Raw genomic sequence first — 13,796 nt, 5'->3', positions numbered from 1 at the left:
ACACAACACCACGAAAGCAATACACGGCCGAACCCGCTTTCACCATCTCAAAAAACCTTCACCAAGAACGCTGTCTCTCCGAAGCGCGTGCCTGAAATCCAGGGCTCCCGTGGAACCGGCTCTGCCGGGCCACAGGGAGCGTCCCCCCTCCAAGCCGAAGGCGCCAGAGAGGGGGGAAGACGCGAAGCGGCGCAGGGGGGTGTTCATAGTCAATGCGGAAACGGCCACAGCCGCAACTTCTGTTTGCCGATGCTCCACAGCTTGGCCAACCCATGGGGCTCCACGATGAGGAACCACACGATCAGCGCACCGAAGACCATGAACTCGGTGTGCGAGATCGCTGCGGTGGAAATGGTCATACCCACCAGACCGCCCAGCCAGGGCAGGAACTGGTTCAGGAAAATGGGCAGCACCACGATGAAGGCCGCACCGAAGAAGCTGCCCATGATCGATCCCATGCCGCCGATGATCACCATGAACAGCAGCTGGAACGAGCGGTCGATGGAGAAGGCCGCAGGCTCCCAAGAGCCCAGGTGAACAAAGCCCCACAGGCCACCGGCCACACCGATGATGAAGGAGCTCACGGCGAAGGCGCTGAGCTTGGCGTACATGGGGCGGATGCCGATCACGGCAGCGGCCACGTCCATGTCGCGAATGGCCATCCACTCCCGGCCAATGGCCGAGCGCACCAGGTTTTTGGCCAGCAGCGCGAACACCACCAGGAAACCCAGGCAGAAGAGGTATTTTTCGACCGGGGTGTTGATGGTCCAGCCCAGCACGCTGAGGTTGGACACCGATACCGAACCCGATGCCGTGTTGTTGGTGAACCAGCCGATGCGCAGGAAGGCCCAGTCGCAGAAAAACTGCGCGGCCAGCGTGGCCACCGCCAGGTACAGGCCCTTGACGCGAAGACTGGGGATGCCGAAGAACATACCCACCAGGGTGGCGAAGAAGCCACCTGCGAGCAATGCCACGATCAGCGGCATGCCCTCGATGCGCACATAGGTGTTGTAGGCCATGTAGGCACCCACCGCCATGAAGGCGCCCGAGCCCAGGCTGATCTGCCCGCAGTAGCCCACCAGGATGTTCACCCCCAGCGCGGCCAGCGCCAGAATCAGGAACGGGATCAGGATGGCGCGGAACATGTATTCGTCGACCAGCAGCGGCACGCCGATGAAGGCGAACGCAATCAAGGCCAGGATGAGCCAGCGGTCCTGCGCGATCGGGAAGATCTGCTGATCGGTGCGGTAGGAGGTCTTGAACTGACCGTTTTCTCTGTAGAACATGTTCTTTTATTCCTCGGTAGTCCACTGTGTCCGGCGAGAAGTGCCTTGTCCCTGGCTCCCGTGGAACCGGCTCTGCCGGGCCACAGGGAGCGTCCCCCTCCCGCCGAAGGCGAGAGAGGGGGAAGACGCGAAGCGGCGCAGGGGGTGCTTCATATCTAAACTCGGTCAATGATTTTTTCGCCGAACAGTCCTTGTGGCCTGAACAGCAGGAAGACGAGCGCGAGCACATACGCAAACCAGATCTCGATGCCCCCGCCCACGTACGGGCCCAGGTACACCTCGGAAAGTTTTTCACCCACGCCGATGATCAGGCCGCCGATGATGGCGCCGGGCACCGAAGTCAGGCCGCCCAGGATGATCACGGGCAGGGCGCGCAGGGCCACGGTGGTGAGCGAAAACTGCACGCCCATCTTCGAGCCCCAGATGATCCCGGCCACCAGCGCGGTGATGCCGGCCACGAACCACACGATCACCCAGATGCGGTTGAGCGGAATGCCGATGGATTGGGCTGCCTGGTGGTCGTCGGCGACTGCGCGCAGTGCACGGCCGGTGCCGGTTTTCTGGAAGAACAGCGAAAGCACCATCACCAGCAGCGCGGCCACGCAGGCGGCGTACACGTCTTCCAGGTTGACCAGCACACCACCTTCAAATACGCCCTCGAACAGGAAGATCGGGTCCTTGGGCATGCCCACGTCGATCTGGTAGATGTCGGAGCCGAAGATGGTCTGACCCAGTCCGTCGAGGAAGTAGGTGATGCCCAGCGTGGCCATCAGCAGCGTCACGCCTTCCTGATTGACCAGATGGCGCAGCACCAGGCGCTCGATCAGCCAGGCCAGCACGAACATGAGCGCGCCCGCCAGGATGAAGGCGATCAGATTGCCCAGGAACTTGTCCTCAATGCCCAGCCAGCCGGGAATCCACCCCGAGAAGCGGGCCATGGCAAGTGCCGCAAACAACACCATTGCGCCTTGCGCGAAGTTGAAGACACCCGAAGCCTTGTAGATCAGCACAAAGCCCAGCGCCACCAGCGAATACAGCATGCCGGCCATGAGGCCACCAAGCAGAGTCTCTAAAAAGAATGCCATCTGGTTGTCTCCCTGTTCAGTGGCTCGTACCGAGGTAGGCGCTGATGACTTCTTCGTTGTTGCGCACTTCTTCAGGTGTGCCGTCGCCGATCTTCTTGCCGTAGTCAAGCACCACGACGCGGTCGGAGATGTCCATGACCACGCCCATGTCGTGCTCGATCAGCACGATGGTGGTGCCGAACTCGTCGTTCACATCCAGAATGAAACGGCTCATGTCCTGCTTCTCTTCCAGGTTCATGCCGGCCATGGGCTCGTCGAGCAACAGCACCTGCGGCTCCATCGCCAGCGCCCGCCCGAGGTCCACGCGCTTCTGCAGGCCGTAGGGCAACTGACCGACCGGGGTCTTGCGATGCGCCTGGATTTCGAGGAAGTCGATGATGTGTTCAACGAACTCGCGGTTGGCCTCTTCTTCTTTCTGTGCACCGCCGATGCCGAAGGGATTGCGAAACGCCTGGGCAAACAGGTTGCTCTTGATGCGCAGGTTGCGGCCCGTCATGATGTTGTCGATCACGCTCATGCCCTTGAACAGCGCCAGGTTCTGGAAGGTGCGGGCGATGCCCATTTCGGCCACCTGCCGGCTGTTCATGTGCTTGAAGGTCTGGCCCCGAAAGCTGATCGTGCCTTCCTGTGGCTGGTACACGCCGTTGATGCAGTTGAGCATCGAGCTCTTGCCGGCACCGTTGGGGCCGATGATGGCGCGCACCTCGTGTTCGCGCACATCGAAGCTGATGTCGGTCAGCGCCTTGACACCGCCGAAGCGCAAGCTGATGTTGTTGACGTCCAGAATGACGTCGCCTATTTTTTTTGTCATGCGGCCGCCTTCACAGGGGTGAATGTCCTGGCGTCGTCCACCTTGAGCGTGGCACTGACGGAGCCTGTGCGGCCATCCTCGAACTTCACCTGGGTCTCGATGTACTGCTCTTTCTGGTCGCCATACAGGGCGCTCACCAGGACGCCGTATTTCTCGGCAATGAAGCCGCGGCGGACCTTGTTGGTGCGGGTCAGTTCGCCATCGTCGGCGTCCAGCTCCTTGTGCAGCACCAGGAAGCGGCTGATCTGGCTGCCCGCCAGCAGTTCGTCGCGGCTGAGGTCGGCATTGACCTTCTCCACGCACTCGCGAATCAGTTCGTACACCTCGGGCTTTTGTGCCAGATCGGTGTAGCCGGCGTAGGGCAGGTTGCGCCGCTCGGCCCAGTTGCCCACGGCATCGAAGTCGATGTTGATCATCACGCACACCTTCTCGCGCTGGTCGCCGTAGGCCACGGCTTCCTTGATGTGCGAGAAGAACTTGAGTTTGTTCTCCACGTACTTGGGCGCAAACATGGCGCCGTCGTGTGCGCCACCCTTGATGCGGCCCACGTCTTTCACGCGGTCGATGATCTTCAGGTGACCCGATGCGTCGATGAAACCGGCGTCGCTGGTGTGGTACCAGCCATCGGCCGTGAGCACCTCGGACGTTGCTTCGGGGTTCTTGTAGTAGCCCTTGAGCAGGCCGGGCGACTTCACCAGGATTTCCCCGGTGTCGGACAGCTTGATCTCCACACCTTCACAGGGCACGCCCACGGTATCGGCGCGGGCTTCGTTGTCGGGCTGCAGGCACACGAACACCGCAGTTTCAGTGGAGCCGTAGAGCTGCTTGAGGTTGATGCCGATCGAGCGGTAGAAGCTGAACAGGTCGGGGCCGATGGCCTCACCGGCGGTGTAGGCCACGCGCACGCGGCTGAAGCCCAGGCTGTTGCGCAGCGGGCCGTACACCAGGGCGTTGCCCAGCGCGTATTTGATCGAATCCACCAGGCCAACCGACTTGCCGTCGAGCTTGTCCGGGCCCACGCGGCGTGCCACGTCCATGAAGTAGTGGAACATCTTGCGCTTGAGCAGGCCGGCGTCCTCCATGCGGATCATCACGCTGGTGAGCAGGCCCTCGAACACGCGCGGCGGTGCGAAGTAGTAGGTGGGCCCCACCTCCTTCAGGTCGATGGTGACGGTGGCGCCCGACTCCGGGCAGTTCACCACGTAGCCGGCCACCAGCCACTGCGCATAGGAAAAAATGTTCTGCCCGATCCACGCCGGGGGCAGGTAGGCCAGCACCTCGTCCTTGGGGGTGAGCTTGTCAAAGCGGGCGCCCACTGCGCCGCGGTCGATCAGCGTGTTGTGCGTGTGCACCACGCCCTTGGGGTTGCCGGTGGTGCCGGAGGTGAAAAACATCGCGGCCACGTCGTCCGGGCTGGCCATGGCCACCTGTTCGCGGAACACCTGCGGGTGCAGCTTGGCAAAGGCCTCGCCCGCCGCCATCAGCTCCTCCAGCGAGCTCAGACCGGGCTGGTCGTAGTTGCGCAGGCCGCGAGGGTCGTCGAAATAGATGTGGGCGAGTTGCGGGCAGCGGTCGCGGATCTCCAGCATCTTGTCGACCTGCTCCTGGTCTTCCACCACGGCGAAGCGCACATCGGCGTTGTTGATGGGGAACACGCATTCGGCGCCCACCGCGTCCTGGTACAGCGGCACCGGAATGGCACCGATGGACTGCGCCGCCAGCATGGTGGCGTACAGGCGTGGACGGTTCGCACCGATCACCACCATGTGCTCGCCGCGCTGCAGACCGGCCTGGTGCAGGCCGCAGGCGATGGCTTCCACCAGCTTCGCCATGCCGGCCCAGGTGGTGGTCTGCCAGATGCCGTATTCCTTCTCACGCATGGCCGGCGCGTCAGGGCGCTGCTGCGCGTGGTCCAGCAAGAGCCGGGGAAAAGTCGTTTGCATGCGTGTCTCCTGCGTCCGGGGCCGGGAGCCAGCACTCGCTGGTTCCACTGACCCGTTCAACAATGTGTCGTTCTGCTGCGCATGGTAGGCCTCTGTTTGACGTTATGTTGTCCGTCCGACGACAATCCCGGGGTTTTCTGCCTAGGACTTTCCCGTAGGGATCAACCCCATGCAAGCTGCTTCCCCCTCGCTGCGCGCGCTGCGCGAACGCGCCCGCACCCCCACCGACAAAGAGCTGGCCGAGATCCCGTGGCTGATCGGACTCACCGAGCCCGAGCGCGAACGCGCCATCAACGCCCTCGTCGTCACCGAGACCCAGGCCGGCGACTACATCTGCCGTATCGGACGGCCCGTGACCTATTGGTTCGGTCTGGTGGACGGTCTGCTCAAGATGAGCAACGACGACTCCATGGGCCCCGTCATCACCTTCACCGGCGTGGCCCCGGGCGGGTGGTTTGGTGAAGGCACGGTGCTCAAGCACGAGCAATACCGCTACAACATCCAGGCCCTGCGCAAAAGCCGCGTGGCCGGCCTGCCGGTGGAAACTTTCGACTGGCTGCTCGACCACTCCCTGGGTTTCAACCGCTTCGTCATGCACCAACTCAACGAGCGCCTGGGCCAGTTCATCGCCGCGCGCGAAATCGACCGCATTTCCAGCCCGGATCTGCGCGTCGCCCGCAACCTCGCCGCCCTGTTTCATCCGCTGCTCTCACCCAACGTGGGCGGTGTTCTGCGCATCACCCAGCAAGAACTGGCCTACTTGGTGGGCCTGTCGCGCCAGCGCGTCAACGAGGCGCTGTCCACGCTGTCTGCCAAGGGCTGGATCCGGGTGGAGTACGGGGGATTGCGGGTGCTGGATCTGCAGGCGTTACGCACGGGAGATCTGAATTCTTGATGCCATTTGCCATCCGTTCGAAGGTTTGGCATGTTCGTGATGCGCAAGCAAGGCAAACTACCGCCTCACCATCTTGAGTCAGGGGAGTCATGAGCCGCTTCATTCTGTTATTTGCGTTTCTGCTGATGGGCAGCACCGCCTGCAGCGTCACCGCACAGGACGCACAGGTTGCGGTCGCAGAATTGCCTGCTCCCGATCGCCCGTCCGCCGTCGCTGCTCAGCGTCTGCCCGCGTACGAGCCGCGGTTTGGGCGCACCCGGCCAGTGGTCGCCGTGGTGGGCGAAAACCACTACACCGAACTCACCGACTACGTGGTGCCCTACGGCATTCTCGCGGACTCAGGGGTGGCCGAGGTGTGGGCCCTGGCCACGCAGCCTGGGCCGATCCGCATGTTTCCGGCCCCGTTGAAGGTTGAGCCGCAGGCCACCACCGCGGCGTTCGACAGCCGCTTCCCCGATGGGGCCGACTACGTCATCGTGCCCGCCGTCCACCGCGACGACGACCCCACGCTCATCGCCTGGGTCACGGCGCAGGCGCGCAAGGGTGCCACCATCGTGGGTGTGTGCGACGGCGTGTGGGTACTGGCGCGCGCGGGCCTGCTCAATGGCCGCAAAGCCACCGGCCACTGGTACGCCTTCCAGGATCTGCGCAAGAAATTTCCACAGACCGATTGGCAGACCGACCGGCGCTATGTCGCCGATGGCAAGCTCATCACCACCACCGGCGTGACCGCGACCATACCTGTCTCATTTGCCTTGGTCGAAGCCATTGCGGGAACTGGCCGCGCCACCGGCGTGGCCGCTTCGCTGGGCGGCAGTGAGGCTTCCCTGTCGCCAGCCCATTCCAGCCAGCGCTTCCAGTTCGCGTGGCGTCACAAGTTCACCGTGGCGGGCAACTTCCTGTCGTTCTGGGCACACGAAGACGTGGGCATTGCGGTGGCGCCCGGTGTCGACGAGATCGCGCTGGCCCTGCAGGCCGAGGTCTACTCGGCCACCTACCGCTCCACGGCCTACACCGTCGCGCCGCAGCCGGGGTCTTTCAAGACCCGGCGCGGCCTCACCATCATTCCCGATCGTGTTGCCGGCAAGGACGCACCCCGTCGCCTGCTGCCGCCTCTTGACGAAGCGCGTCCGCTGCAGGCGCTCGACCAGGCGCTCAAGGGCATCGAGGCCGACTACGGCCCGCGCACCGCGGCCTGGGTGGCGTTGCAGATGGAGTACATCGGTAACTGAAGCCGTTGGTACATCCAATCTGGGATGATCCCCCCATGACCACCGACAAGAAGCCCGGCACGCTCAAGCTCACGCCGGCAGCCTCCAAAAAGAAACCCACCGATCCGTTTGCGCCACGCCGCGCCCCCGTGCGTCCGCCCGGCCCGGCCCGTGCCAAAAGCGTGTCCGCCTCGGCACCCAAACCGCCGCGTGAGCCCGCTCAAGGCTCCGGCGGCAGGCGCGCAGGCCCCGAGGTTGATCGCAATGAGCGTCCGCGTTATGGCGCAGACCGGCCAGCCAGCGACCGGCCTGTAGGCCCGCGACCCACCGGCGACCGTCCTCGGTCCGGCCCACCTGAGGCGGCACGCGACAGCGACCGCAACTGGAACGAGCGTCCAGCCCCTCGCCGAGCCGACCCGCCCTATGGCACAGACCGCCCGCAACGAACACCTACCGCCGCACCGCGCCCCTCCCAACCCCACCGGCCCGACCTCGCCCGCGTCGGCAACGTGCGTGGCGAAATCCGCCTCAACAAACGCATGGCCGACCTCGGCCTGTGTTCGCGCCGCGAAGCCGACGAATGGATCGCGCGCGGCTGGGTGCTGGTCAATGGCGAGCCCGCGGTCATGGGCATGCCCGTGGCGCCCGACGCCCAGGTGGAGGTGCTGCCGCAGGCCCGCCACCAGCAGGCTGGGCAGGTCACCATCCTGCTGCACAAGCCCATGGGCTATGTGAGCGGCCAGCCCGAAGACGGCCACGAAGCCGCCGCCACCCTGATCGGCGCGCCCAGCCAGTGGCGTGGCGATGCCCGCCACCCGGCCGACAACCGCCGCTTCGCCCCCGAACACACCCGCGGCCTCGCTCCTTGCGGCCGGCTCGACATCGACTCCGTCGGCCTGCTCGTGCTCACGCAAGACGGCCGCATTGCGCGCCAGTTGATCGGCGAGAGCAGCGGCATCGAAAAGGAATACCTGGTGCGCGTGCACTGGGCGCCCAACGGCCCGCAAGGCGCGGGCGTGGTCACACAGAACGTGCAGGCCGTCTTCCCCGCCGACAAACTCGCCCTGCTGCGCCACGGGCTGAGCCTGGACGACCAGCCCTTGAAGCCCGCGCAGGTCGACTGGATGAACCCCGAGCAACTGCGCTTCATCCTCAAGGAAGGCAAGAAGCGCCAGATCCGCCGCATGTGCGAACAGGTGGGCCTGCACGTGGTGGGCCTCAAGCGCATCCGCATCGGCAAGGTGGTGCTGGGCAATCTGCCGGTGGGGCAGTGGCGCTATCTGGGGGCAGAGGAGTCGTTCTGAATGTCGGCGCTGGCCGCTGCGAGCTTCGGGCCTCGCTGGCGGCGTTTGGCGCAGCCCAGCGGGTGAAGCTGTCACGGTCCGGGCGATTTTGCATTTACGCATGCAGGCCATGCGACCCTGGATCTCGACATTGTGTAAACGCGCCGCCGGGTGGATACTTGGCTTGTAACAGGTGAAACAGTGCGCTGCAGAGCTCGGCGGTGAGGCGCCGAGCATTCGAGGTTGACGCGTGGCAAGACCGAACCGAGGAGACCGATCATGACCAAGATGAAGGCACCCCGGCTCTCGAAGGGCTTGGCGCAGCGCATCTTCTGTATGTCCGGTCGGGTCGCGCTCGTTCTGACACCCGGCTTGTTGCTGTGGGCATTGCCCGAAGCCTTGGCCGTCGAATCGTCAGGGCGTCCGGCCACAGACGTGGCCGACATGGACATCGCAGAGTTGGTCAACGTCAGGGTTTCCCCCTTCGAGGTCTCCACCCATCTGGACCGGGGTTACCGCGCCTCGAATTCGGTATCAGGCTCCCGCTTCGATGCGCCGATCCGCGATCTGCCGTTCGCCATCCAGGCGTTCACCCAGTCCTTCATCCAGGACCAGAAGCCGCAGAACCTCTTCGACATCGCGCGCTACTCGCCGGGCGTCACCTACCGCAGCAACGACTTCAACGAGGGCAACGCCAACCTCGCCATCCGCGGCTTCGCCGTGAGCGCCACGCCCGGCAATGTTCAGGTCTTGCGCGATGGCTTCTACGGCCCCTCGATCTTCGACTTCACCAACCTTTCGCGCGTGGAAGTCGTCAAGGGGCCGGCTTCGTTTCTTTATGGGCAAGTGGCTCCGGGCGGCATCGTCAACGTCATCACCAAAAACCCGCAGCGCACGTTTTCCGCCAGGGCCGAGGCGCGGACGGGCTCCTACGGTCAACACCGTGTGGAAGCCGACGTGACCGGCCCGGCCACGGAAACGCTCTTCTACCGTATCGCGGCCTCCTACGATCAGGACATCGACTACTGGAAGCCCTACGACGCCCATTCCCGGAACATCGCGCCCTCCCTGCTCTGGCAGCCCACCGAACGCCTCAGTGTGTCGCTCAAGTACGAGGCATTCGACAAGACCGAAACGCCGCAGGTCATGCAGAAACCCGGCTACAACACACAGAGCGGTATCGCGCCGTCCCCGGCCGACCCGAACCTTTCCGGTGTCGACGTGCCCGGCCTGCCGGACAACTGGAACAGCATGTCCTACGCGGACTACCGCCGCAGCAAGACCCGGTCAACGAGCGCCTGGATCGACTTCAAGGCAGATGACCGCTGGAACCTGCGCGCGGGTTATGCCCGCCAGTCGTATGAGATCGATGCGCTTTTCTCCGGCAACCTCGGCATGGCCAACAATGCCACGCGCCTGCAGGGCCGCCGCCTGCGGGGCCAGACGTACACCAATGCCGACGACACCCTGGGGGCCCATGCCGTCGGCAAATACCAGCTGGGCGAAACCAGCCTGCGCCTGCTGGTCGGTGGGCAATACAGCCGCCGCCGCTTCGACAACTGGGCCGCACAGGCGCCCAACGACCCGGCACTCGGCAGCGATCCCACGGCGTCGCCGCTGCCGCTGTGGGACCTGAGCGATCCTTCCACCTGGAACCGCCACGTCTCGATCCCACGTTCCGCGCTGACGGAGAACGCGACCGACACGCGCACCGACTATGTCGACAAGTCGATCTATGGCGGCTCGACCTTTGGCTTCTTCGACGATCGCCTGCTGGTGCTCGCAGGCTGGCGCAGAACCGCAACCGAGAGCCAGCTCGACAACCACCTGACGGGGGTGTCCCAGGAAAAAATCACCGCCAGTGCGGTGACCCCTCAATACGGCGTGTTGTACAAGTTCACCCCGGGGCTCTCTGCATTCGCCTCCTACGCCGAATCCTTTGTTCCTGGTACACAGATCCTGCGCAACCCCGACGGGACAAGCAGAGCGGCAGAACCCACCCGGGGCCGGGGCCACGACGTCGGCCTCAAGGCCGATCTGTTCGATGGCCGTCTCTCCGGCACGCTCACGTACTTCGACATCCGCAACAGGAACATCGTCAATGACCTGGCCGTCACGGATGCGCAGGGCAGTGTGGTCATCTACAACGTGCAGAGCGGCGAACAGCGCTCGCGCGGCTTCGAACTGGACACGACGGCCGCGCTTACCGACAACTGGCAGCTGTACTTCTCTTACAGCCGCATGAAGGCCCGCATCACCGAGTTCAGTGGCAACGATGCCGCGATCCTGGCCCAGGATCCGGCCACGCTCGACGCTTCAGGACGGACGAACTACAAGAACGTGCTGCGCTTCCACAACGCACCCTTGCAGATGAGCGCGCCGCATCTCGCCAACCTCTGGACGCGCTACAACTTCACGCAGCCCGGGTTGCATGGGCTCTACCTCGTCGGCGGCGCCAACTTCGTGCGCGACCAGACGATCCTGCCGGACAGTCCGGCCTCGTCCCGCCAGACCTACACGCTCATCAATGCCGGCATCGGCTACGCCTGGCAGTCGTTTGGCCGACGGATGAGTGTCGACCTCATGGGCAAGAACCTCCGCGACGAGAAGTACCGGCCCTCGCAAAGCACGCGCGGACGCCCCCGCGAGTTCCAGCTCACCTACGTGGCGAGGTTCTGATGCCGAGCAAATCCATGAGAACCAACCTCCGTCTGTGGGTCATTGCGCTGTTGTGGATGTGGTACCTGCCCGGTCTGGTCGCCAGCCAGGATCTGGCGCCAGCCAACCCGAACCGGGTCAAGGCCGCGTTTCTGCGCAATTTCGCCCATTACGTCAGCTGGCCGGCCAACGCCTTTCCCGACAGCAGCACGCCCTGGCACATCTGCGTCCTTGGGCCGGATCCTTTTGGTGACATTCTGGAAACGAGCCTGCAGGGCCGCACGGAGCAAGGACGCTCATTTGAAGTGTTCCGCGCCGAAACGCTGGATCAGCTGCCGACGTGCCAGATGGTTTTTCTCAGCGACAAGGACGATGCCAGGCGCCGAGCCGCCCTCGATAAGTTGAAGAACAAGCCGATCCTGACGGTGGGTGATGCGCCGGAATTTCTGCGCGAAGGAGGCACCATCCGTTTTCAGGTCGACGACAGGGTGCGTCTGAGCATCAACCTGGATCAGGCCCGCATCGCGGCGCTGACCATTCAGACCCGCATGCTGGAAGTCTCCAGCGAGGTGCTCGACAACGGTGTGGTCCGGAAGATGAGGTAGTTGATGTTCCGCCACCTGAGCATCCACAAGCGACTCACGTTGGTTCTCTGGGGAACGGCCCTGCTGGCATTCGTGGCGGCGGCTGCCGGGCTGCTGCTCTATCAAGCCCTGACCCTGGAAAACCGCGCCCGGCAGATCATGGAACCGTACGCGCAAATGGTCGCCGTCGGCACGGACGCGGCCGTGGCCTTCGCTGATCCGGTGCGGGCACAGGAAATCCTCGATACCTTGCGAGCCAACTCGCAGATTCTGGAGGCGGAAATCGTCCTGGACGATGGTCGCCGTCTGGCCAGTTTCAGCAACGCGCTGGATGCAGGGCAACTGCCGCTGGCAGGGCAACCGGACGGCATCTACCTCGGCACCGGTGCCGCACAACTGGTGCAAGGCCTGCCGAAAGGCGGTCGCCTGCGCATCAGCATGGGGCTGGAGCAGCTCAGCGCACAGGCACACCAGGCCATGTGGATCTTTGGCGCAGGCATGCTCATTTTGCTGGCCGCCACGCTCGTCCAGATGGCCGTGCTGCGGCGAACCATCGTGCGTCCCATCGCTTCGCTGACCGAGGCGACCGAGCGGGTTCGTGCCGGGGCAGACTACCTGCACCGGATGCCGGTCTCCGGCGCCGACGAACTGGCCCGGCTTGGCCAGAGCTTCAACGCCATGCTCGATGGCATCCAGCAGCGGGAAGACGACCTGCGCCGCCTGGCCACTTTCCAGCGCACCATTCTGGCCAACGCGGCCTATTGCATCATTTCGGTCGCGCCCGATGGGGTGGTCACCAGTTTCAACCCAGCCGCCGAGCGTCTGCTGGGCTACACCGCCGAGGAGGTCGCCGGAAAACAGACCCCCGCGCTTTGGCACGATGCCCAAGAAATGGCGCAACACGCCCGGTTCCTGACTGCTGAACTGGGCGAGAAGATCTCGCCGGGATTCGAGGTGTTCGCCGCCCGCCCGCGCCGCGGCCTGCCCGAAGAACGGGAGTGGACCCTCACACGCAAGGACGGCACGCGCGTACCGGCGAACCTTTCCGTCACCGCCTTGCGAGACGAGGAGGGCAACATCACCGGCTTCGTGGGCCTGGTCTACGACCTCACCGAGCGCAAACAGGTGGAAGCAGAAATCCACCAGCTCAACCAGGAACTTGAGCAGCGCGTCGCCGAACGCACCGCCCAGCTGACAGAGGCCAACAAGGAGCTGGAAGCCTTCGCCTACTCCGTTTCACACGACCTGCGCTCGCCGCTGCGGCACATCGACGGCTTTCTCGGCCTGCTCAAGGAGCAACCCGGCGTCTCCTTCGACGCGCAGAGCGCGCATTACATGGACACCATCGCCAAGGCGGTCAAGCGCATGGGTGAGCTGATCGACGACCTGCTGTCCTTTTCCCGCATGGGCCGCCAGGAAATGTCCAAGGCGCCCGTCAATCTGGGGGTGCTGGTGAACGAGGTCATCCACGAGTTTGAGCCGGAAGCCGAGCACCGGGTCATCGACTGGCGCATCGGCGAATTGCCGGTGGTTTTTGGCGACTGCGCCATGCTGCGGGTCGTGTTGGCCAATCTGATCTCAAACGCCCTGAAATTCACCCAGACACGAGAGCAGACGGTGATCGAGATCGGCGCCTTGCCCGATGAACCGGGGCACGAGAACGAAACCGTGGTCTTCGTACGCGACAACGGCGTGGGTTTCGACATGCGCTACGCCAACAAGCTGTTTGGTGTCTTCGAGCGTCTGCACAGCTTCAAGGAATTTGAAGGCACCGGAATCGGTTTGGCCAACGTGAACCGCGTGATTTCCAGAAACGGCGGAACCACATGGGCCGAAGGCAAGGTGGGCGTCGGCGCGACCTTCTACTTCTCGCTCCCGCGGGAAAAACCGGCGACGCAGGCCAAGAGCGCCCCGTGCCAGGCGGCAGCCCCCCACGCATTTCCCCCGCGCGAGGGCTTTGCTGTGCATGTCGATCGTGAAGCGGGTCGAACTCTGCCCCAATAGCCGACCCTCAGATCGCGCGGCCGCCATAGAGTGCTG

Annotated in this window: 10 protein-coding genes; 6 read left to right on the top strand and 4 right to left on the bottom strand. The window is 64.1% G+C overall.

The annotated features are described in order from the left end of the window. Positions 1–209: 209 nt before the first annotated feature. The 4 genes from J2W49_RS08040 to J2W49_RS08025 form a co-directional block, all read right to left on the bottom strand. The gene (locus tag J2W49_RS08040; RefSeq protein ID WP_310314081.1) at positions 210–1,286 is read right to left on the bottom strand and encodes a branched-chain amino acid ABC transporter permease; all 1,077 of its coding nucleotides are present in this window, start codon (positions 1,284–1,286) and stop codon (positions 210–212) included. A gap of 155 nt (positions 1,287–1,441) precedes the next feature. Continuing rightward, on the bottom strand, positions 1,442–2,371 hold the full coding sequence (locus J2W49_RS08035; protein ID WP_310314078.1) for a branched-chain amino acid ABC transporter permease: 930 nt from the start codon (positions 2,369–2,371) through the stop codon (positions 1,442–1,444). 16 nt (positions 2,372–2,387) lie between these two features. Next, positions 2,388–3,182, bottom strand: coding sequence for an ABC transporter ATP-binding protein (locus J2W49_RS08030; protein ID WP_310314075.1), 795 nt, complete (start codon positions 3,180–3,182; stop codon positions 2,388–2,390). Further along, entirely contained in the window at positions 3,179–5,125 is a 1,947-nt protein-coding gene (locus J2W49_RS08025) for an AMP-dependent synthetase/ligase (protein ID WP_310314073.1), read from the bottom strand. Before J2W49_RS08025 ends, J2W49_RS08030 begins: the two co-directional genes overlap by 4 nt. A 169-nt stretch (positions 5,126–5,294) precedes the next feature. Here J2W49_RS08025 and J2W49_RS08020 point away from each other — a divergent pair, with 169 nt between their 5' ends. The 6 genes from J2W49_RS08020 to J2W49_RS07995 all read left to right on the top strand — a co-directional run bounded on the left by J2W49_RS08020 (position 5,295) and on the right by J2W49_RS07995 (position 13,760). Beyond that, positions 5,295–6,020: a Crp/Fnr family transcriptional regulator gene (locus J2W49_RS08020; protein WP_310314071.1), complete on the top strand. Its 726-nt coding sequence runs from the start codon at positions 5,295–5,297 to the stop codon at positions 6,018–6,020. 89 nt (positions 6,021–6,109) lie between these two features. Next, positions 6,110–7,252: a DJ-1/PfpI family protein gene (locus tag J2W49_RS08015; RefSeq protein ID WP_310314068.1), complete on the top strand. Its 1,143-nt coding sequence runs from the start codon at positions 6,110–6,112 to the stop codon at positions 7,250–7,252. 35 nt (positions 7,253–7,287) lie between these two features. After that, on the top strand, positions 7,288–8,535 hold the full coding sequence (locus tag J2W49_RS08010; RefSeq protein ID WP_310314065.1) for a pseudouridine synthase: 1,248 nt from the start codon (positions 7,288–7,290) through the stop codon (positions 8,533–8,535). 258 nt (positions 8,536–8,793) lie between these two features. Continuing rightward, positions 8,794–11,193 (top strand): TonB-dependent siderophore receptor, encoded by a 2,400-nt coding sequence (locus J2W49_RS08005; RefSeq protein WP_310314062.1) that lies wholly within the window; start codon positions 8,794–8,796, stop codon positions 11,191–11,193. A 14-nt stretch (positions 11,194–11,207) separates the two neighbouring features. Next, positions 11,208–11,777 carry a TOL_0243 family YfiR-like periplasmic protein gene (locus J2W49_RS08000; protein WP_310314059.1) on the top strand — a complete coding sequence of 190 codons (570 nt, stop codon included), beginning with the start codon at positions 11,208–11,210 and terminating at the stop codon, positions 11,775–11,777. A 3-nt stretch (positions 11,778–11,780) separates the two neighbouring features. Further along, positions 11,781–13,760 (top strand): PAS domain S-box protein, encoded by a 1,980-nt coding sequence (locus tag J2W49_RS07995; RefSeq protein WP_310314056.1) that lies wholly within the window; start codon positions 11,781–11,783, stop codon positions 13,758–13,760. The last annotated feature ends 36 nt before the right edge of the window (positions 13,761–13,796 follow it).

Origin of the sequence: Hydrogenophaga palleronii (assembly GCF_031457455.1) — a bacterium.
Lineage (GTDB): Bacteria > Pseudomonadota > Gammaproteobacteria > Burkholderiales > Burkholderiaceae_C > Hydrogenophaga > Hydrogenophaga palleronii_A.
The sequence above is the reverse complement of the archived record's forward strand: the minus strand, read 5'-3'. Positions and strand labels throughout refer to the sequence as shown.